The sequence below is a fragment of the Sphingobacterium sp. UBA6317 genome, assembly GCF_002440385.1.
Lineage (GTDB): Bacteria > Bacteroidota > Bacteroidia > Sphingobacteriales > Sphingobacteriaceae > Sphingobacterium > Sphingobacterium multivorum.
In genome coordinates, this window is the sequence record NZ_DJTD01000019.1 from 63,149 (window position 1) to 85,668 (window position 22,520).

Sequence of the window (22,520 nt, forward strand, 5' to 3'; positions counted from 1 at the left end):
AACAAAAAATACTTGTTATCTTTGCAAAAAAAATACAACATGTCAACAAAATCACATCTAATTGCACCATCCGTTCTTGCTGCAGACTTTGCAAAATTATACGATGATATTATCATGGTAAACAACAGTGAGGCAGATTGGTTTCATATTGATATTATGGACGGGGTTTTCGTTCCAAATATCTCTTTTGGATTTCCAGTTATGCAGGCTATTGCAAAACATGCTGCTAAACCTTTGGATGTACATTTGATGATTGTTGACCCCGATCGTTATCTGCAAGTATGTAAAGATTCGGGTGCTGAGATCATTACAGTGCATTACGAAGCATGTACACATTTGCATCGTACAATAGCTGCTATAAAAGAATTGGGATGTAAAGCTGGTGTCGCATTGAATCCACATACACCGGTTGCTCTATTAAAAGATGTTCTTGCAGATTTAGACTTGGTGTGTATCATGTCTGTTAATCCAGGGTTCGGTGGTCAGAAATTTATTCCGAATACCTACGCCAAGGTGCAGGAACTAAGGGCGATGGCACAAGGCGTGAATGATGGACTGCTGATTGAAATCGATGGGGGAGTAACGACTGCGAATGCAGCACAGTTATTGAAAGCGGGAGCAGATGTGCTGGTGGCAGGTTCATTTGTCTTCAACGCGACAGATCCTTTGGAAACTGTGAAAGCATTAAAAGACATTGATATAACTGTAGAAAGTATATAAAAGGAAAAGGTGATTTGATAATATAAATCACCTTTTTTTTTGAAAGAAATAAATGCAAAATAGTGGATTGCAAAGAAAGATGGCGGGATTGCATAAGTTCTGTTTAGAACAATTCCAAATTGATTTAAATAAATGGAATGCATGCGTTTAAAGTTGGATTTTCACTATTTTTGTAATTAGTCATACAAGTTGATTTACGACAAATGAATCAACTTCAAAACATGAAGTGGAAGGGTTAATTTGTGATTTGTTAGGGGGACCCGATAGATGGCGTATTAGCTTAATTATATAACAGACATGGTGGCGTAGAAAGATAATGTTTTTTTATGCTGCCCATAAAATAGAAAGATAGATATCTATGAGTATTTACAACGATTACGTACAAGAGGTTGTAGAACGAGAAGGCCAAGGATTACATCCTAAGCCTATTGATGGAGCAGAATTACTAAGTGAGGTAATTGCTCAGATTAAAGATTTAAACAATGAAAATAGAGCTGAATCTTTAAGATTGTTTATTTACAACACGTTGCCGGGTACTACGCCTGCAGCGGGTGTTAAAGCACAATTTCTGAAGGAAATTATTTTGGGTCAATCAGTTGTTGCTGAAATTACACCTGATTTTGCTTTTGAATTGTTGTCACATATGAAGGGTGGTCCTTCGATCAGGGTCTTATTGGACCTGGCTTTGGGCACAGACCTAGCTATTGCAAAACAGGCGGCTGAGGTTCTTAAAACACAAGTTTTCTTATACGACGCAGATACTGCTCGTTTGAAAGAAGCTTTTGAGCAAGGCAATGAAGTTGCGAAAGATATTTTAGAAAGCTATGCAAAAGCAGAGTTTTTTACGAAACTGCCTGAGGTTGCTGAGGAAATTCAAGTGGTTACTTTTATCGCTGGTGAAGGTGATATCTCGACAGATTTATTGTCGCCAGGTAACCAGGCACACTCGCGTTCAGATCGTGAATTACATGGAAAATGTATGATCACACCTGAAGCACAGCAACAGATCGTTGAATTACAGGCGCAACACCCTGGTAAAAGCGTTATGTTAATTGCTGAGAAAGGAACAATGGGAGTGGGGTCATCTCGTATGTCGGGTGTAAACAACGTTGCACTATGGACCGGTAAACAAGCGAGCCCTTACGTTCCTTTTGTCAACATTGCACCAATTGTTGGTGGTACGAATGGTATCTCACCAATTTTCTTGACAACAGTGGACGTAACCGGAGGTATCGGTATAGACCTTAAAAACTGGGTGAAGAAAGTGGATGAAAATGGTAACGTAATCCGTAATGAGAAAAACGAGCCAATTCTTGAAGAAGCTTATTCTGTTGCTACAGGTACTGTCTTAACAATTAATACCAAGACTAAAAAATTATATAACGGCGAGCAGGAGCTAATCGATATTTCGAAAGCTTTGACTCCTCAAAAAATGGAATTTATTAAAGCAGGTGGTTCTTATGCTATTGTCTTTGGTAAAAAGATCCAAACTTTTGCAGCGGAAACTTTAGGTATTCAAGCGCCAGCAGTATTTGCCCCTTCAAAAGAAATTACAATTGAAGGCCAGGGTCTAACGGCAGTGGAGAAAATCTTCAATAAAAATGCGGTAGGTGTAACGCCAGGTAAGGTATTACATGCTGGTTCTGACGTGCGTGTGAAGGTGAATATCGTTGGCTCGCAAGATACGACAGGTTTGATGACTGCGCAGGAGTTAGAGGCGATGGCTGCTACAGTAATTTCGCCTACAGTAGACGGGGCTTATCAATCAGGTTGTCATACTGCATCGGTATGGGATAAAAAAGCACAAGCCAATATTCCTAAATTGATGAAATTTATGAATGATTTTGGATTGATCACAGCACGCGACCCTCAAGGGGTGTATCATTCGATGACGGACGTTATTCATAAGGTATTAAATGATATTACCATCGATGAGTGGGCAATCATTATCGGAGGTGATTCACATACCCGTATGTCTAAGGGTGTTGCTTTTGGTGCTGACTCCGGTACGGTGGCGCTAGCTTTAGCGACAGGTGAAGCTTCTATGCCAATTCCTGAATCGGTCAAAGTTACGTTTAAAGGCAGTATGAAAGAACACATGGATTTCCGTGATGTGGTTCATGCGACACAAGCGCAGATGTTGCAACAGTTTGCTGGTGAAAATGTGTTCCAAGGTCGAATTATTGAGGTTCATATCGGTACGCTTTTAGCGGATCAGGCATTTACTTTTACAGACTGGACTGCAGAAATGAAAGCGAAAGCTTCTATTTGTATTTCACAGGATAATACGCTGATCGAATCATTGGAAATCGCTAAAAACCGTATCCAGATTATGATTGATAAAGGCATGGAAAACAAAAACAATGTTTTGCAGGGCTTAATTGACAAAGCGAACAAACGTATTGAGGAAATTAAATCTGGTGCTAAGCCTGCTTTAACTCCGGACACCAATGCGAAGTATTACGCTGAAGTTGTTATTGATCTGGATATTATCGAAGAACCGATGATCGCCGACCCGGATGTGAATAATGCAGATGTTTCGAAACGTTATACACACGATACAATTCGCGATCTTTCTTACTACGGTGGAAACAAAAAGGTGGATTTAGGTTTCGTCGGTTCTTGTATGGTTCACAAAGACGATTTGAAGATCGTATCGAAGATGTTGAAAAACATTGAACAGCAAAAAGGTGTTGTTACGTTTGAAGCGCCTTTGGTCGTTGCAGCGCCAACATACAATATCATTGATGAGCTAAAAGCGGAAGGCGATTGGGAATTTTTACAAAAGTACTCTGGATTTGAATTTAGCGATGCTTTACCAAAAAGTACTGCGCGTACTGAATACGAGAATATTATGTATTTGGAGCGTCCTGGTTGTAACCTTTGTATGGGTAACCAGGAGAAAGCAGCTAAAGGTGACACGGTAATGGCTACGTCAACCCGTTTATTCCAAGGACGTGTCGTTGAAGACAGAGATGGTAAAAAAGGGGAGTCTTTATTAGCATCAACTCCGGTTGTTGTTCTTTCAGCGATTTTGGGCCGGATTCCGAATATTGAAGAATATAAAGCTGCTGTGGAAGGCATTAACTTAACGAAGTTTGCGCCTATTCCAACAAAATAATTAGTGATAGGGTTTAGTAACTTAATTAAACAACATAAATTAGAGAGATATGGCTTTTGATATAGATATGATTAAAAAGGTCTATAGCCAATATGATGAGCGCATTTCTGCTGCTCGTCAGGTGGTTAACAAACCTTTGACTTTATCTGAGAAAATTTTGTATGCCCACCTTTGGGATGGCAATGCTACTGAGGATTACAAACGTGGCGTTTCTTACGTTGACTTTGCCCCAGATCGCGTTGCTATGCAGGATGCAACTGCACAGATGGCATTATTGCAATTTATGCAAGCTGGGCGTCCAAAGGTAGCGGTTCCTTCTACTGTACACTGTGATCACCTGATTCAGGCGAAAGAGGGTGCGGATAAAGATTTGGCTCGTGCTAAAAGCGAAAGTTCTGAAGTATTCAACTTTTTGAGTTCTGTATCCAATAAATATGGTATCGGTTTTTGGAAACCCGGAGCTGGTATTATTCACCAAGTCGTTTTGGAAAACTATGCGTTTCCAGGCGGTATGATGATCGGTACAGACTCGCATACGGTGAATGCCGGTGGTTTAGGTATGGTTGCGATCGGTGTGGGTGGTGCTGATGCGTGTGATGTGATGGCAGGTTTACCTTGGGAACTTAAATTCCCGAAACTGATCGGTGTAAAATTAACGGGTAAATTGAGTGGATGGGCGGCAGCAAAAGATGTGATCCTCAAAGTCGCGGGTATTTTGACTGTAAAGGGTGGAACTGGTGCCATTGTCGAGTATTTTGGCGAAGGTGCGGAGTCGCTATCGTGTACAGGTAAGGGAACCATCTGTAACATGGGTGCTGAAATTGGTGCAACAACCTCAACTTTCGGTTATGACGAATCGATGGAACGTTATCTGCGCGCTACGGGTCGTGCCGAAGTAGCTGATGCGGCCAATGCTATAAAACAGCATTTGACTGCGGATGCTGAGGTCTATGCTGACCCAGAACAATATTTTGATCAGTTAATTGAAATCAATCTGTCTGAATTAGAGCCTTCTCTAAACGGTCCTTTTACGCCAGATTTGTATACTCCGGTTTCACGCATGCGTGAAGAAGCAACGAAAAATGGCTGGCCTCTGCAAGTTGAATGGGGATTGATCGGTTCATGTACAAACTCTTCCTATGAAGACTTGTCACGTGCGGCTTCTATTGCAAGACAGGCTGTTGATAAAGGGCTTATCACAAAAGCTGAATTCGGTATTAATCCAGGGTCAGAGCAAGTGCGTTTTACGGCTGATCGCGATGGTTTGCTGAAAACTTTTGAAGATCTCAATGCGACAATTTTTACAAATGCATGTGGTCCATGTATCGGTATGTGGGATCGTGTAGGGGCCGATAAACAAGAGAAAAATACAATCGTTCATTCTTTCAATCGTAACTTTGCAAAACGTGCAGATGGTAATCCAAATACCTATGCCTTTGTTGCATCGCCAGAATTGGTAGCAGCGATTGCGATTTCTGGTGATTTGGGTTTCAATCCGGTAACTGACACTTTGACAAACAACAAGGGTGAACAAGTGAAGCTGGATCCACCTGTGGGGGATGAGTTGCCAACAAAGGGATTTGCGGTAGATGACCCAGGGTACCAAGCGCCAGCTGCTGATGGTAGTTCGGTGGTGGTTGATGTAGCGCCTACTTCTGATCGTCTTCAATTGTTGGAGCCTTTTGCTCCATGGGAAGGTACAGATTTGAAAGGGTTGAAACTATTGATTAAGGCGAAAGGTAAATGTACTACTGACCATATTTCTATGGCTGGTCCTTGGTTGAAATACCGTGGTCACTTGGATAATATCTCAAATAACATGTTGATTGGCGCCTTGAATTTCTTCAATGAGAAGACTGATAGCGTTAAAAATCAACTTACAGGCGAATATGGTCCTGTTCCTGCAACACAGCGGGACTATAAAGCACACGGTATTGGTTCAATTGTGGTCGGTGATGAAAACTACGGTGAAGGTTCTTCCCGCGAGCATGCTGCGATGGAACCTCGTCATTTAGGTGTTCGTGCTGTTTTAGTTAAGTCTTTTGCCCGTATTCACGAAACAAACCTGAAAAAACAAGGTATGTTGGGATTAACGTTTGCAAATAAAGACGATTATAACAAGATTCAGGAGAATGATACCATTGATATTATCGGTCTGACAGAATTTGCTCCAGGTAAACCATTAACGCTTGTGTTACATCATGCTGATGGTACTTCGGAAGAGATTTTGGCGAATCATACCTACAATGCGCAACAAATCGAGTGGTTTAAAGCCGGTGGAGCTTTGAATATCATCCGCAAAAATCAAGGATAATAATTCTTTAGAAATAAAATGAAAAGCTGCTTTCCTGGAAATGGGAAGCAGCTTTTTTTTGAAAGTGTCTGATGTTATTCGACAGAAAGAACTTGCTAGTTTGCTTTAACTGCTCTCGGTGCTTGAGAAGTCAAGAAGGTTTGTTTTTTAAATCGAATGACATTTCTGTGATCTTCGTCATATTTTACCAATTTCCACTGTTTTTATTTGCTTATAAAATAGAATGCCGGTACTTTTGCCCAACGTTTTTAGCACCGATATGAGAAAAATATTTTTAACGATTGGAGCACTTGCACTAAGTGTTTCTGCCTTATTTGCCCAAGAAAATCCTGAGATAGGAAAAAGCATTTTCAAACCGAAAAATTTGAGAACAGAGAGTAACAAGGGCAAATTCTTCTTCTTTTGGGGGTACAACTTCTCTTCTTACGCGAAATCAGATATTCATTTTACGGGTCCTAATTATGACTTTATTCTGCATGATGTAAAAGCGGGTGACAGGCCAACCAAATTTGGTTCAACGTATTTTGATCCAAGCCGGCTGACTATTCCGCAATTTAATCTGCACTTCGGTTATTATATCAAGGATAATTATTCCATTTCATTGGGATGGGACCATATGAAATATGTGGTCGATATTCCGCAACAGGTGAAAATTTCGGGTTTTATCGGTGAAGAGATTTCTAACCCTGGTATTCCGACAGGAAATCGCGCTGGTCAATATAACGGTGAATTGATTACTGTAGACTCCGCCATGCTGACATTTGAACACACCGATGGCTATAACTTTGCCTCAGTAGGGCTAGAGCGTTATGACGACATCATCAATAACCGCAAGGGTCAACAGGTATTGACGATGGAATCGGGTGTGGATGTAGGCTTATTGATTCCTCGTTCCGACGTACATCTTTTTGGTGAAGGAGCCAACCATTTTTGGAACATTGCGGGGTATGGCGCTTCGGCAAAAGTTGGTTTGCACTACCGTTTTTATAAAGGACTCTACCTTCAGGGGAATTTCAAAACGGGCTGGACTGATTTAACAAACATTCGTACAACTGGAAGAAGAGGCGTAGATAAAGCCTCTCAACAAATATGGTTTTTTGAAAATTACTGGGCTTTGGGCTTTAGGTTTTAAAATATATTCGATACAAAAAAGGCTACTTTAAAGTAGCCTTTTTTGTATATTCTTTTTATATCCTATTTCATCTTCTATAAACGTCTTAGCTAAATGTCGCTCAGTTTGAAAATATCCTTTACCCGAATACCTTTTTCAGTACGCTGAAGTGTACAGCATTCATGTATCGGATCGTGTTCGAAAAATAAGATGTATTCATTATCGACGATCTCATTCCAATAGCTGTTGCGTTCCTCCATGGTCACGAGAGGTCTAACATCATAGCTCATAACATAAGGAATGGGGATATGTCCCACCGATGGCAATAGATCCGCCATATAGAGGATCGTTTTGCTTTTATACAGTATCTGAGGCAGCATCATCGCTTCTGTATGACCGTGTGCATAACGGATAGCAATATTGCTTCCGAAAGGATTTTGGTGATCTTCGACAAATTTTAATTGCCCACTCTCTTGTATTGGTAAAATGTTCTCTTTTAAGAAAGAAGCTTTTTCGCGTGGATTAGGATCGGTAGCCCAAGACCAATGGTCGCTATTGCTCCAAAAATGAGCATTTTTAAAAGCCGGAACGAGTTGTTCACCTTCGCGGGCGATAGCGCCACCACAATGGTCGAAATGCAGGTGTGTAAGGATGACATCGGTGATATCACTTCTGTCAAACCCACTATTTTTTAATGATTTATCCAGCGTTGCATCGCCATGAAGATAATAATAGCTGAAGAATTTTTCATTTTGTTTGTCTCCCAATCCTGTATCGACCAGCATTAAACGATTACTGTCCTCGATGAGGAGCAGGCGGTTTCCCCAAGTACACATATTGTTTGAGTCGGCCGGGTTTGTTTTGTTCCAGATACTCTTGGGGACAACGCCAAACATTGCACCGCCATCAAGTTTGAAAAATCCCGTTTCTATGGCATGTAATTTCATTCGCAGATGATATGTCTTTTAATGATCTGTTTTTACCTTATTAATATTTGTAAAGCTTGGAACAATTTACGAAAAATATGTGATATTTTTTGATGGTGATAAATTGATGTGCTAAAAAAATATGCTAAAAAGTTTAATTTTTTTTACCTCTATAAGTTGCTGTTAATGAGTGTTTTGTTTTTGTGTTTTTTGTACAATAAGCTTGATTTTTAGGTAATTGAGTTTTGTTTTTAGCGAAAAATGCCTTTAAATTTGGGCACATTTTAAAACAAACAAAAAATATGAAAAAGGGTAACATTGGAAACGCGCCTGATTTGAAATATTTAAAAATTGATAGTACAAAAAATGTATTTTATCAATTGCCTGTTTCAGAATTGGTCGAACATGCCTTAGCAAATCACGAAGGTCGACTTTCTGATACGGGAGCGCTAGCTGCTGATACAGGGAAATTTACTGGAAGATCGCCAAAAGATCGGTTTCTGGTCGAAGATTCTTTAACTAAAGATAGCGTTTGGTGGGGAGAGATCAATCAACGAATGTCTCCGGCTAATTTCGAAGCACTACTCTCGAAAGTAGCGGCTCACTTAAGTGATCAAATCATCTATGTAAGAGATTGTGCTGCAGGGGCTGATCCAGCTTATCAAATAGATTTACGTGTTGTTACGGAAACAGCTTATCAAAGTATATTTGCCAATAACCTGTTTCTACGGCCGGAGCCAAATCCAGATGCCCAGCCAGCCTGGTCGATTTTAGCCGCTCCGACGCTGCTTATCGATGAGCCGCATCAATATGGCATTATCAACGAAAATTTTGTCGCGATTGACTTTACAAAAAAGATAGTACTGATTGCAGGGACCGGTTACACGGGGGAGATTAAAAAGAGCATTTTTTCAATATTGAACTTTATTTTGCCATTCCAACATAATGTGCTTTCTATGCACTGCTCGGCGAACACTTCGAAGGAAGGGGAGACAGCGTTATTTTTCGGACTTTCAGGTACAGGGAAAACGACCCTGTCGGCTGATAGAAACAGAAAGTTGATTGGTGATGATGAGCATGGATGGAGCGAAAGGGGAATATTCAATTTCGAAGGCGGCTGCTACGCCAAATGTGTAGGGTTGTCAGAAGACAAAGAACCTGAGATCTTTCACGCAATTCGTTTTGGGGCTCTCCTTGAAAATGTTGTGTTGGATGAATTTGATCGACCTGACTATAATGATATTAGCAAGACAGAGAATACGAGGGTATCCTATCCCATCGATTTTATGGAAAATGCCGAAATAAATGGAATTGGCAATGAACCAGAAAATATTTTTTTCCTTACAGCAGATGCTTTTGGAGTACTTCCTCCCATTTCATTGTTGACCACCGATCAGGCGGTATATCATTTTGTCAGTGGTTATACAGCAAAGGTTGCCGGTACAGAGGTCGGCATAAAGGAGCCTACAGCAGCATTTTCAACCTGTTTTGGACAGGCATTTTTACCGCTCCATCCTTCAAAATATGCGGCCTTGCTGCGTTCGAAACTAGAGCAAAATTGTAACATCAAAGTTTGGCTAGTGAATACAGGCTGGATTGCTGGTCCTTACGGAATAGGTAGACGTATTAAGCTGAATTATACACGATCGCTAATTCGCGCGGCCATGGACGGTTCACTACTGGAATCTCAGTTTAATAAGCATGATATTTTTGGATTGGAATATCCAACGAGCTGTGGAGAGCATGTTCCTGCACAAATTTTAGATGCACGCGGTTTATGGAACAATGATGAGGCTTATGACATGCAAGCAAAACGCTTGGCGAAGTTGTTCATTTCGAATTTTGAAAAATTCAATAATGAAATGCCGGACTCCGTGCTGGCCGCAGGACCTAAAATAGAAACTACGATACTTGTATCTTAATTCGTTTTAATATTATAAAAAAACAGGAGGAAATACTTTTCCTCCTGTTTTTTTATAATGATACCTTACCAGACCGACAGTCATTTAGTCGTGTTTTGTAACGAAAGAATCTATTTTTTCCTGCTCACTTCCAACAAGCGCATTGATAATCAGTTTGAAGGACGCTAAGCGGGCCTTTTTCTTGTTATCTTTGGTAATTTCTAACCAAGGCGATTTTTTGGTGCTTGTCTTTTTAAATAAATCTTCAATATAACCCGTATAAACATCCCATTTCTCCTGCGCCTGCTCGTCCAGCACACCGATTTTCCATTGTTTTAGGATATCTTCTTTTCGCTCTTTTAATCTTTCGGCCTGCTCTTCTTTGCTGATATTCAGGAATAGTTTGATAAGGATGATGCCATCGTCGATTAACTGCTTCTCAAATTCAGGAACTTGGTTCATAAACAGCTCGTGCTGTTCCTTGGTGCAAAATCCAAATACTGGTTCAACAACAGCTCTGTTATACCAGCTGCGGTCGAAAATCACAATTTCCCCAGCATTGGGGAGCTGTTTGATATATCGTTGAAAATACCATTGTCCAGCTTCCTCCTCGGTTGGTTTAGGCAATGCAACAACGCGCACCTTTTTGGGATTCAGGTATTGGGTTACACGGCCAATTGTACCGCCTTTACCCGCAGCGTCCCTGCCTTCAAAAATAATCAGTACCCGTTTTCCTTTTTCAATGATTTCATATTGAAGTTTTAAGAGCTTGACTTGGAGCTCGTAAAGCTCCTTTTCATAATCGTAAACATCATTGAATTTTTTTATCTCCAGAATGCCATGCTGTTCCAGATAGTTTAAAACATCTTTGTTTTCGTAGATCTTCTGAAGTTCATTTAAATCGTATTCTGCCATATGCTATTGATTTATACGTTCGTTTTCCTAAAGTTACTTATTGAATTGTTAAAAAACGTCAAATTTCATATAATTCCGAATGGGATGTGTAATAATAAGCTCTTCACTTACGTTTAGAATTCTAAACAGCAAAAAAGGCTGTTTGCATAAATAAGACTTTTCATAAATTTAGGTTAATAATTGGTTAGGTTAGCTCGGAGTTCCCCACTTCGAGCTTTTTTGTCGAATGGGGGATCGCTTCAAGAGTACGAAAAAATACCATTCTGTTCCCGCTTAATTGAGCTGATCCTCCGTTTATTCTAAATGTTAAAAAATGTTAAATGGCATCTATTCTTATAATGAATTCAAAAATGCGACGTTTTAATTACAAATACTTTTCATAAAATAGGTTAATATATGGCTAACGAAAGCTCAGAGTTCCCCACTCTGGGCTTTTTATTTTTCAGGTCCCATTTTCGACTTAAAGGCTTTTTTTGAATTGAGTCAATGTTTAGCTTTTTGATCCGTAGCATATTTGTACTCGAAATATAGTTGTGTGGGAGGGGGGCAGTCATAAAAAAGTTGCATTACAGATGCGTGGTACAGCACTTGGAGCTTGTGTTGCATTGGTGGATTTGCCTCTACGAATGGCAGGGGCATTGGCGGGATTAGTAGCGGGCCCGTTTGGTTATCAGTCGGTTTATTTATTGGGGGAATCAGCTGTCTGCTCGCTATCCTTATATTGATCTGCGACATGAAATAAGCTCAGAGCAATTCACTGTTTGTTGCAGTAAAGAGTCTCATTAAAGTCGGGCGGAACTTAAATCGATATATATATAAAATAAGACGGACCAGATGTACATCCGGTCCGCCTTATTTATTGTGTATTTTGCTGCGCTCTAGGCAACTTCTCTTAGATCTACTGCTACTACACGGGATACACCTTGTTCCACCATGGTTACTCCATAGATGATGTCTGTACTTGCAATCGTTTTCTTATTGTGTGAGACTACGATAAATTGTGAATTTTTCGAAAAATCCCGGATAATATTGTTGAACTTATCAATATTCGTATCATCTAAAGGAGCGTCCACCTCATCGAAGATACAAAATGGTGCCGGTTTAGAAAGATATAGTGAGAATAAGAGAGCTGTTGAAGTCAAGGTCTTTTCACCACCCGAAAGCTGATTGATAGACAGCGGCCTTTTCCCTTTGGGTCTTGCAATAATGTCGATATCTGAATCCAACGGATTGCTCGGGTCTGTGAGTACCAGGTCACAGCTGTCTTCTTCGTTAAATAGCGAACGGAATACTTTAACGAAGTTATTCCTCACGGCATCAAATGTAAACATAAACTGAACCTGAGCGGTATCGTCAATTTCTTTTATTGTTGCCATCAAGGATCCTTTTGCTTCAATTAAATCAGCTTTCTCTTTGTTAATGAAATCATAGCGTTCGTTCATCTCGTCGAAAGCCTCTTTTGCCATCAGATTGATCGTTCCAAATTCATCAAGCTGTTTCTTGAGTTTGCTACATTTGGTTGCCAATGTCGCTTGATCTTCTGTGATCTCAGGCGCATCTTCACGGTCAATTAGATCTTTCAATTCAATGTTGAATTCAACGGAAAGGCGTTCTTTTAAGGCATTGAGGTCGATCTGCAGACCTGTTTTTTTATCTTTGATCTCTGAAATAAGAAAGTCACTCTGCTCTTTTGAACGACGCTGCTGTGTCAGGGCGTCTTCGAGATTATTGATTTTCTGCTTATCTGCATAGTAGTTGTCTTCCAATTCTTTAAGACCATCTTCTAAAGCAATCTTCTGCTCATACATGGCAATAAGATCCTGATCTTCTTCATCTTCAAATGGAATGGTTGTTCTTAACGCTTCTTGCACTTCAACTAATTCTGCACTGTTTCGCTCCAGACGGAGTTCGTGGTCATCCTTCTGCGTCTCTCTAAATTCGAGATCTTTCGTGATATTGGAAACTTTGTTTAACTGTTGATGATAAGCGATATTCTCTTGATTGTATGCGGTCGATTTTTCGTTAAGTATTTCAGCTATTTCATGGAACTGGTCCTGTAAAGTCGATAATTCGGCGATACTCTGTTCTTTTTCCTGGCGCAGCTCCTGAAGCTGTGGCTCGGCAATCCTTAAATCTGATTCTATACTTTCAATTTTCTCCTGAATATCTTTTTTACGGGCCTGGGAGTTATTGATGAAGGCTTGATATTGCTCTTGCTTTGTTTTGACAGTAATTAATTCATTATTCAGTCTATTGAGCTGAAAACGAAGCTCATCGATTAACTCTTTCTGCGAATTGCCGTGTAGTACATCCAAGCGAGCTGTTTCGGCGGTTATTTTATCTTCAAGTTTTGCTATTTCCTGATTTAAGGTTTTGATCTCTTGGGATAACACGTCGAGGTTTTTCGCTCTTCCGATACGTTTGCCCTCAAATAATCCCACGGAACCACCAGAAAGACCCAAATGATGTTTCGAATAACGTCCATTTTTTTGCAGAATCACCTGTCCCAGAGCAGGTAGCTTTTCATCCAGTTCTTTTTCATTGTCATGTTTAAGAATAAAGACCTGCTGGAGCAGCATCGTACATAAAGCCTTGTACTTTTCGTCTACTGTAATCACATCCAACGCAGACATCAAATTGTCATTTGGTGCAGGGGCAGCGTTTGGCGAGTGTGTTATGGCATCTAAAACAAAGAAATTAGCTCTTCCTTTTGCGGCATCGCTCAATAGCTGAATTGCTTGAACAGCATCTTGTTGTGTTTCGACAACATAGTGATTCATTATAGGCTCTAGATAGTTCTCAATAGCCACGCGATAATCTTCCTGACAGAAAAGGACATCTGATAGGAGCGGAGGTTGCTTTTTCCATCCTGCATTTTTCTTGAGGAACCGAATGGAATCGGGGAAACCTTCTAAATTATCAACAAGAGATTTCGTGAGGTTGTATTCGTTTTGTTTGGCATCTACCAGACGGAGGTCTTTGGCAAGCTGGGCCTTAAGTTCTTCTAGGTTTGCCTGGCACTGACTGATCTGTCTTTGGAGCTCTTCTTCCAGCTGGTTTGCTGAGTCATACTGTAACTGCTGTGCTTCCACACGGCCTTCCAGTTCAGTAACAGCAGAATTAAACTGCTGCAATTCGGCTTCTTTTGCTTCTGTATCTACACTATTGCGAACAGATTCTTGGAGGAGGGCTTCTTTCTGAATGGTAAATACGGCAAGATCTTTTTCTAATTTGTAGATTTTTGCCTGTAATTCAGCATTACTCTTATTAAAAAGATCAAGCTTTCCCTTTGCCGATTGTTGCTGTCCCCTCAGTTCGTCGACTTCGGATTTATCCGATTCAAGATTCGTTTTTAACGAATCGAGTTTATTTTGTTCATCAAACAATTCTTCATTCAGTCGTTTGATGGTGTAGAGTACATGATTAAGCTGTTGTTTATCGCTGTTGATATCGAGGTTCAACCGGTTCTCTTTATCTTGAAGATTTTTGACCTTTTCGTTTTTGATCTTCTTTTCCGATTCATAACCTCGGATTTTATTGACAAATTCCTGCGTTGTTTTTTGCTGTACCGAAAGGTTTTTTTCTTGTTCCAAATTTGTCTGGCGGAGTGATTGGAGTTCCGTTTCCGCATTCAGAATATTTTGATGTGCATTGGCAGCATCTTTCTGAACCTTGGATTCTTGTGTTTGAAGTCTTTCCAATTCAGTCGAGAAATCTGCTATTTTATAATAAGCCAAATCTATACTGCTCTGGCGGTATTCTGCTTTAAGTGAGGTATATTTTTCAGCTTTTTTAGCTTGATTTTCTAATGATTTGAGGTTCTTGGTGATTTCGTAAAGCAAGTCATCTACACGGCTAAGATCGGCCTCAGTATCTCTCAGCTTTGCCAAAGTCTGTTTTTTACGAACTTTATACTTAGAGATTCCAGATGCTTCTTCGAAGAGGTTGCGACGTGAATTATCTTTATTATTGATAATTTCATCAATCATTTTCAATTCGATGATCGAATAGCTGTCCGCACCAACTCCGGTATCCAGGAACAGATCTGTGATATCTTTTAAACGACATTTGACATCATTCAATCGATATTCACTATCGCCGTTGCGAAACAGCTTCCGCGTGACGGTCACTGTAGAGAATTCCGTTGGCAAAATATTATTGTTGTTGTTGAAGGTCAGCGAGACCTCTGCAAGGTTTGCCGGTTTTCTATTTTTCGTTCCATTGAAGATAATATTTTCCATCTTATCGGAGCGAAGCATCTTTGTGCTCTGCTCTCCCAGCACCCAGCGTATGGCGTCGACCACATTGGACTTCCCACATCCATTGGGGCCAACAATCGCTGTGACACCATCATTGAAGTTGATCGTGATCTTGTCTCCGAAACTTTTAAATCCTTTAATTTCTAGTTTGGTTAACTGCATTTATACCAAATTTGTTTGTCGTTATAAGCTTGCGAAAATAGTAAAATTAAACAATAATTTTTCCTTTCTTTATTCACATTTTCCTGTTTCAGGATCACATGAAGGGCCTTCTTCGCCTCTGCGTTCAAGCGGTGTTGGCTGACTGGCCAAGCATTCATTTATGGTGTTGTGAAAGACTTCCATGGGCTGTGCTCCGGGGATAGCATATTTTCTGTCAAATACAAAGAAAGGGACACCTCGGAGTCCTAAGCTGACACCTTCTTGAATATCCTGTGCAACATCATAAGCATATTCATCAGATTCCAATAAGTTTTTTACCTCCTGAGCGGAAAGATGCTCTTGCGTAGCAATCGTGCTGAGCACCTCGTTGTTATTTACATCAAGACCATCCGTAAAATGAGCTTTAAATAAGGCTTTCTTGATTTGAGTGCCTTTTTGTTGCGCTTGGGCAAAATGGATCAGACGATGTGCTTTTTTTGTATTTACAACGATTGCTTTTTCAAAGTTCAGATCAATACCCAGCTCTTTTCCTTGTGCACTGAGCTGTGAGGTCATCGCAACGACATCGTCCATACTCATGCCTTTCGTTTGAACGAGGTAATCGTAGGTTGGCATTGCCGGAGCATCTTGGGGATAATCAGGGTTAAGCTGATATGATTTCCAGATGATTTCAGCGGATGGCTTACTTGTGGAATCCTGAAGAGCTAGTTCAAGCTTTGTCAGACCAATATAACAAAAAGGACAAATGATGTCCGACCAAATTTCTATTTTCATATTTCTTTTTTTACTGCGTATATTGTAATCAAAAATACATATAATAACGATGATTATCTGTTTACATTGTTGCATGGATGTAAACAAGTGTTTCAAGTATTTGTATAACTATGGTGGAGAAAGCTTTTTTAAATCGTAAAGTTACCCTTGTTCTGGGCGGGGGTGGTGCAAGAGGCCTGGTGCATATTGGTATTATTCGACGTCTTGAAGAGCTGGGCTACGAAATCGATGAGGTGGTAGGTTGTTCAATAGGAGCGCTTGTCGGTGGTATCTATGCACAGGGGAAGATGGATGTTCTGGAAGAATGGATGCAGCGCCTGACGAAGAAATCGGTCTTTAATATGATGGATTTTAGCTGGAAGGGACTGGGGATGATGAAGGGGATCAAGGTGTTTAACGCCTTGAAATCTGTGATTCCGGATGCTAATATTGAGACTTTCCCTATTTTGTTTAAAGCCGTTGCGACAGATCTAAACTACGAAAAGGAGGTTGTGCTGGACTTTGGAAGTATGTATGATGCTATTCGGGCGTCGATTGCCATTCCCGCGGTGTTTACAGCTGTAGAAGACGACAATCATGTCTATGTTGATGGCGGGGTACTCAATCCATTGCCTATAAATCATGTCACCAAGAAAGAGAACCTAATCATAGCGGTTAATCTGGAATCTAAACCGGATAAACAATATTCTGTTATCAAAAAACTGGATACAAGGACTTCGAATTCGTTGGATATACTCCAAGCGTCATACTATGTGATGCGCAGGAAAATGAGCCGTATGATTGTTGATTTGTACCGGCCCGATGTGGTGGTAGACATTCCCTATAATATCTGTAACCTTTGGGATTATCACCGCTCTGAATTTTTGGTCCAGAAGGGGCGGGAATATATTGACAAAGCATTAAAAAACAAAGCCAAAGCAAAGTAGTTTAGGACGATCAAGGGACTACTTTGCTTTGGCTGTACATGGTTTCTCTGGCATTGAAACATACTGAAACTGATATTTTTATTCTAAGCGAACCATGTGAAGTATTTATTAAAACAAATTGGGGTAATCGCTAATAATGCCATCAACTTTCACGGCTTTTAGTTGCTCGATTTCTTCTTTCGTATTGACTGTCCAAGGAATGACCTTGATACCAGCTTTGTGACACTGCTTGACATAATCGCTTGTTACTATTTTATAATGCGGACTTATAATAAAAGGCGTGAAACCCAAAGCTGCAATTGTTTGCTCAACACTTTTTGTATGGTTTGCATCAATAAGATAAGAAACTTTGATTTGAGGATATGCTTTGTGCAGATAGTTAATGGCTCTGCTATCAAACGATTGAATAACGGTTCGCGCAGCAATTTTTTTATCGGTGATTACTTGTACCATAAGATCCACAAATTCTTCAACCCTTGGATGGAAAATACCATCTTTATCTTCCTTACTTTTCACTTCGATATTGTAAAACATCGGCGCTTTCCTTTTTAGATTTGCGTAGGCTTCAGTACTATCAATAAGGTCTGCTAGTTTTGCTATACGTGTAACCTGTTTTTTTTGTTCAGGAAACTCTTTGTAAAATTTCGATCCGATATCGTACTTAACCAGATCTTTATAAAGCATATCGTAAATTCTCAACGGTTTGTCCTTGTCAGAAATTTCGGTGCCATTGGGTTTCAATACAAACTTCGGGTTAAGGTAATCGTCGTGAAAGACAACAACCTTACGGTCTTTGGTAATATGACAATCCATTTCCAGTGTGGTCACCTTTGCAAAATCTATTGCATTTTTCATGGCAGCGATAGACTCTTCAGGGTATAGGCCGCGGCCACCACGATGCGCTTCCAGGCTAAGTTTAGGGAAATTGTCTGAAGTTGATTTTGCTGAATCTTTCATAACTGAACAAGATGCAAATGGTAATAACGTGCCCCAAAAGGTAATTCTGAGAAGACTTCTTTTCATTATTAAAATATTTAAACAAAATAGCGGAGTTGTTAATATTGCCCTTTTGAATAAGCGAATATACATATATATTTTGCTTTTACGTATTTTAACTGTTTCGAATACTTGATTTTGCAACTTTATGAAGGTGAATTCGAAACCGAATAAAGTTAAATGAATTTGTTTTGGTCTGAAATTGAGGGGCACAAAGTAGTTCGATAGGCAAATTACCTTGATCTGACAGCGTTTCTATGCCAACCATGAGCTCGTTACCTGCTTCTTTATTGTAGGATAAATTTCTTAATTGTCGACATGAAATCTATTTTTTTTGTCTTTTTTGTAAGAAATTATTGTCATTCCTTTCAGAATTCCCTTTATTTGCACAAATCTCAAATTAGATGGCGAAAAATTTATTGATAGTTGAGTCTCCGGCGAAAGCGAAAACGATAGAAGGGTATTTAGGAAAGGATTTTTTGGTCAAGTCAAGTTATGGACATATTCGCGACTTGGTGAAAACCGATGATGCAATTGATACCGAAAAGAATTTTGAACAAAAGTATGAAGTTCCATCCGACAAGAAGGCGGTTGTAAGTGAACTGAAGAAATTGGCTAAAGCTGCAGAAACCGTTTGGTTAGCGTCCGATGAGGACCGCGAAGGAGAGGCTATTTCATGGCATTTATTTGAGACTTTGGGATTAAAAGATGAAAGCACAAAAAGAATTGTGTTTCATGAGATTACAAAGCCAGCTATTTTGAAGGCTATTGACAACCCGCGTAAAATAGATTATAACCTCGTAAATGCACAACAAGCGCGAAGGGTGTTAGATCGATTAGTCGGATTTGAATTGTCTCCGGTTCTATGGAAAAAGGTGAAACCTTCTTTATCTGCCGGACGCGTGCAGTCAGTTGCGGTTCGTCTGATTGTAGATCGTGAGCGTGAAATCAATAAATTTGAACCCGAAGCGGCTTTTAAGATCGTTGCTTTTTTTCATACGGGAAAAGTTAAGGATAGTTTTAAAGCCGAGCTTCCGCAGCGTTTTGCGACAGAGGCAGAGGCGACCAAATTTTTGGAGGATTGTAAAGCAGCGCTTTTTTCTGTAAAAAATCTCGAAACAAAACCTGCGAAGCGTTCACCAGCAGCGCCATTTACAACATCAACATTACAGCAGGAAGCAAGCCGGAAACTTGGATTTTCGGTTGCCCGCACCATGCAGGTGGCTCAAAGGCTGTATGAATCAGGACGAATTACCTATATGCGTACCGATTCTGTTAATTTGAGTGATACGGCGATTGAGGCTGCTGAAAAGGAAATCAAATCGGCTTATGGTAACCAGTACCATAAAGTCAGAAAATATAAAACAAAGACATCGGGTGCACAAGAGGCGCACGAAGCTATTCGTCCTACTTATTTCTCTGAACACACCATCGATGGCGATGCATCCGAAAAAAGATTATACGAGCTTATTTGGAAAAGAGCAATTGCTTCTCAAATGAGTGAAGCGGAGTTTGAACGTACATTGGCAAAAATCGACATATCAACTCGTACTGAAGATTTGAATGCTTCGGGAGAGGTGATGAAATTTGATGGATTCTTGAAAGTTTACATGGAATCCTTGGATGACGATCAAGACAGCGCGATGGACGAAGATAGTGACAATGCTATTCTTCCACCATTAGCTGTTGGTATGCCATTAACGTTGAAAAACATGTCGGCGACGGAGCGTTTTACACGACCGCCAGCACGTTATACGGAAGCTGCTTTGGTGAAAAAATTAGAGGAATTGGGAATTGGCCGTCCTTCAACCTACGCCCCTACAATTTCAACGATTCAAAACCGCGGGTATGTCATAAAGGAAGAGCGTGAAGGTAAATCGCGCGATTACCGTGTACTGACATTAAAGGATGCCGAATTAACAGCGGTAACAAAAACCGAAATAACCGGTGCCGAAAAAGGAAAAATGTTTCCAACAGATATCGGTGTTGTCGTGAATGACTTTTTGGTTGAACACTTCAACGGTATTGTGGATTTTCATTTTACGGCCAACGTAGAAAAAGAATTTGATGATATTGCGCATGGAATGACCGAATGGACAAAAATGCTGCATGATTTCTATGGGCCTTTTCATTCTGAGGTAGAAGATACTTTAGTCAATGCAGATCGTGCGAATAATGAGCGTGAGCTCGGTGTCGATCCGGTTTCCGGTAAGCCTGTTTCGGTTCGCATTGGTAAGTTCGGCCCATTGGTACAGATTGGTTCTCCTGACGATGAAGAGAAACCTCGTTTTGCTTCCTTGAGAAAGGGACAGATGATCGAAACCATTACTTTTGAGGATGCCATGGAATTGTTCAAATTACCGAAAAAAGTTGGTTTATTTGAAGATAAGGAAATGACGGTTGCTGTTGGGCGATTTGGACCTTATATCCGTCACAATTCGGCGTTTTACTCACTACCAAAAGGTGTTGACCCATTGGATGTGACAGAAGAAGAGGCGATACAGATTATCAAAGACAAACGTCAGAAAGATATCGAAAAAGTGATTCGGGTTTTTGATGAAAATCCGGATGCTCAGATTGAACAGGGACGCTGGGGACCATTTATTCGTTTTGGCAAGCAGAATCTGAAGATTCCTAAGGGAACGGAAATTGAAAAAATTACCTATGAAGATGTGTTAAAATGGGCTGAGGCGGATGCGCCAAAAGGAAAAGCAACTAAAACAAAAACAACAGAAAAGAAAACTGTAGCAAAAAAGACTACCGCTAAGAAGGCTCCAGCTAAAAAAACTACAAAGTCTAAATAAGCATGAAAGCAGATTTGCCTGAAAATATAGTCAAAGACATTATGATCGCCGTCGTTTTGGAAGGTGAGACGGTGGAGACAAAAAATTGGACTGTCTATGTTATCAACGACAAGAACATTGCTATTCAGAACGTGCTGATTAGCTCAAAAGGTTATGGCGAAAAGGATGGCCGACAAGTAACAACAACGACGCTGCGTCATTTTATTGGAAATATAGAAGCTAAATCTTTCGATCGTGTTGAAGCGATTGATGAACAGGTATTCGGGCTTACAAATGAATATTGGTTGAGTTTTTATATTGATAACATTATTTACGATAAAAAATATATCTTTTTACCTGAAAGCATTGTGGATGGTAACCTGACTAAGGTTCCTTTGGTCAATCGTCCAGGTGTAATCATAGGAGGAAACGAATAATGAGTGGACGTCACAATTTTATTATTGCCATAGATGGCTTTTCCTCCTGCGGTAAGAGTACACTGGCAAAAGCTTTGGCAAAAAAACTGAAGTTTGCCTTTATTGATAGCGGAGCCATGTATAGGGCCGTCACACTCTATTTTATCCGGCATAAAATAGCGCTGGATGATCAAGAAGCGATCGAAAGCGCACTAAAAGATATCCATATTGATTTTATCCCAAATGCAATAAAGACGGAGATCCATCTAAATGATGAGGATATTTCGGAAGAGATCCGTCAGATGTATATTTCTGATAAAGTTAGTGATGTGAGTGCAATTAAAGCTGTCCGGGTTGCCATGGTCGCCCAGCAGCAAAAATTGGGTAGCAGACGAAATATTATTATGGATGGCCGTGATATCGGTACTACTGTTTTTCCAGATGCTGATCTGAAGATTTTTATGACGGCCGATCCTAAAGTACGTGCTGCGCGACGTTATCTGGAGTTGACGGAAAAAGGGGAGGATGTGACGTTGGAAGAAGTCGTGGAAAATCTTGCAACACGTGACCGTATCGACAGTACCCGTGCGGAAAGTCCATTACGACAAGCGGAAGACGCGATTGTTTTGGATAATTCTAATCTGACACCAGAACAACAGCTCCATTTTGTTGAAGAAGAGTATTTGAAAGCTAAGGCTGCAAAAGTCCAATTATAAAACACAAAGAAGGCCGATTATTTAGTCGGCCTTCTTTGTGTTTGGAATATCATTATTTTATACTGTTAATTTGTTGTTGTTCCAATAATTTTCCAACATTGTTCTTTTCCCCAAACTCTGCTGTCTCATCTTGAAAAGATTCCAGAAGAGCTTTAATAGCATCTGAATTATCTGCTGTACGTTGATAGATATCGGGAATTGTTTTTTCGATATTTTTATCGCCGAGTTCAATGTTATCAACTTCGATTTTACCTATTTTTTCCAAAACAGCTTGCTGGCTATTTCTGACATCTTCTAATTCTCTTGCTATCTTTTCCATCAATTGGAATTTCTTCAATTTATCCATATGAAATCGCTTTTGTTACTATAATAAGAACAAGATGCTTCAAAACTTTGTTTTGTTTTTTTTAAAAAAGAAATAGAATTGGGGTTTATGGGAAGGAACCATGAAAAAAGAAAAAGAGGCTGTCTCAAAATGGA

General features: G+C 40.0%; 15 protein-coding genes. 9 read left to right on the forward strand and 6 right to left on the reverse strand.

What is annotated here, in order from left to right; translation table 11 throughout:
- Positions 1 to 39 precede the first annotated feature (39 nt).
- The 4 genes from rpe (at position 40) to B3E92_RS05395 (ending at position 7,287) form a co-directional block, all read left to right on the forward strand.
- Positions 40 to 720, forward strand: coding sequence for a ribulose-phosphate 3-epimerase (gene rpe / locus B3E92_RS05380; RefSeq protein WP_046672873.1), 681 nt, complete (start codon positions 40 to 42; stop codon positions 718 to 720).
- Positions 721 to 1,078: 358 nt separating this feature from the next.
- On the forward strand, positions 1,079 to 3,841 hold the full coding sequence (locus B3E92_RS05385) for a bifunctional aconitate hydratase 2/2-methylisocitrate dehydratase (RefSeq protein WP_070561104.1): 2,763 nt from the start codon (positions 1,079 to 1,081) through the stop codon (positions 3,839 to 3,841).
- 49 nt (positions 3,842 to 3,890) lie between these two features.
- Positions 3,891 to 6,155 carry an aconitate hydratase gene (locus B3E92_RS05390; protein ID WP_046672871.1) on the forward strand — a complete coding sequence of 755 codons (2,265 nt, stop codon included), beginning with the start codon at positions 3,891 to 3,893 and terminating at the stop codon, positions 6,153 to 6,155.
- Positions 6,156 to 6,414: 259 nt separating this feature from the next.
- Positions 6,415 to 7,287, forward strand: a complete 873-nt coding sequence (locus B3E92_RS05395) for a hypothetical protein (RefSeq protein WP_046672928.1) — start codon at positions 6,415 to 6,417, stop codon at positions 7,285 to 7,287.
- 89 nt (positions 7,288 to 7,376) lie between these two features.
- On the opposite strand, the gene B3E92_RS05400 is transcribed toward B3E92_RS05395, so the two are convergent.
- Positions 7,377 to 8,213 carry an MBL fold metallo-hydrolase gene (locus tag B3E92_RS05400; protein ID WP_286895696.1) on the reverse strand — a complete coding sequence of 279 codons (837 nt, stop codon included), beginning with the start codon at positions 8,211 to 8,213 and terminating at the stop codon, positions 7,377 to 7,379.
- Positions 8,214 to 8,494: 281 nt separating this feature from the next.
- Here B3E92_RS05400 and pckA point away from each other — a divergent pair, with 281 nt between their 5' ends.
- Positions 8,495 to 10,114 (forward strand): phosphoenolpyruvate carboxykinase (ATP), encoded by a 1,620-nt coding sequence (pckA, locus tag B3E92_RS05405; RefSeq protein WP_286895699.1) that lies wholly within the window; start codon positions 8,495 to 8,497, stop codon positions 10,112 to 10,114.
- 84 nt (positions 10,115 to 10,198) lie between these two features.
- Here pckA and ppk2 read toward each other — a convergent pair whose 3' ends face one another.
- The 3 genes from ppk2 to B3E92_RS05420 form a co-directional block, all read right to left on the reverse strand.
- Entirely contained in the window at positions 10,199 to 11,008 is an 810-nt protein-coding gene (gene ppk2 / locus B3E92_RS05410) for a polyphosphate kinase 2 (RefSeq protein WP_046672869.1), read from the reverse strand.
- 878 nt (positions 11,009 to 11,886) lie between these two features.
- Positions 11,887 to 15,429, reverse strand: coding sequence for a chromosome segregation protein SMC (gene smc / locus B3E92_RS05415; RefSeq protein WP_286895703.1), 3,543 nt, complete (start codon positions 15,427 to 15,429; stop codon positions 11,887 to 11,889).
- A gap of 69 nt (positions 15,430 to 15,498) precedes the next feature.
- On the reverse strand, positions 15,499 to 16,203 hold the full coding sequence (locus tag B3E92_RS05420; RefSeq protein WP_286895707.1) for a DsbA family oxidoreductase: 705 nt from the start codon (positions 16,201 to 16,203) through the stop codon (positions 15,499 to 15,501).
- Between the two features lie 110 nt (positions 16,204 to 16,313).
- Here B3E92_RS05420 and B3E92_RS05425 point away from each other — a divergent pair, with 110 nt between their 5' ends.
- On the forward strand, positions 16,314 to 17,129 hold the full coding sequence (locus tag B3E92_RS05425; protein ID WP_070561100.1) for a patatin-like phospholipase family protein: 816 nt from the start codon (positions 16,314 to 16,316) through the stop codon (positions 17,127 to 17,129).
- Positions 17,130 to 17,237: 108 nt separating this feature from the next.
- Here the strand turns inward: B3E92_RS05425 and B3E92_RS05430 are convergent, their stop codons facing one another.
- Positions 17,238 to 18,152, reverse strand: a complete 915-nt coding sequence (locus tag B3E92_RS05430; protein ID WP_286895709.1) for a glycerophosphodiester phosphodiesterase family protein — start codon at positions 18,150 to 18,152, stop codon at positions 17,238 to 17,240.
- Between the two features lie 377 nt (positions 18,153 to 18,529).
- Between B3E92_RS05430 and topA the strand changes: the two genes are divergently transcribed.
- The 3 genes from topA to cmk are packed head-to-tail and all read left to right on the forward strand — an operon-like array spanning position 18,530 to position 22,040.
- Entirely contained in the window at positions 18,530 to 20,929 is a 2,400-nt protein-coding gene (gene topA / locus B3E92_RS05435; protein ID WP_286895710.1) for a type I DNA topoisomerase, read from the forward strand.
- A gap of 2 nt (positions 20,930 to 20,931) precedes the next feature.
- Entirely contained in the window at positions 20,932 to 21,345 is a 414-nt protein-coding gene (locus tag B3E92_RS05440) for a hypothetical protein (protein ID WP_046672862.1), read from the forward strand.
- Entirely contained in the window at positions 21,345 to 22,040 is a 696-nt protein-coding gene (gene cmk, locus B3E92_RS05445) for a (d)CMP kinase (RefSeq protein ID WP_070561097.1), read from the forward strand. Before B3E92_RS05440 ends, cmk begins: the two co-directional genes overlap by 1 nt.
- Before the next feature lie 52 nt (positions 22,041 to 22,092).
- On the opposite strand, the gene B3E92_RS05450 is transcribed toward cmk, so the two are convergent.
- Entirely contained in the window at positions 22,093 to 22,386 is a 294-nt protein-coding gene (locus B3E92_RS05450) for a hypothetical protein (RefSeq protein WP_070561096.1), read from the reverse strand.
- Positions 22,387 to 22,520 lie beyond the last annotated feature (134 nt).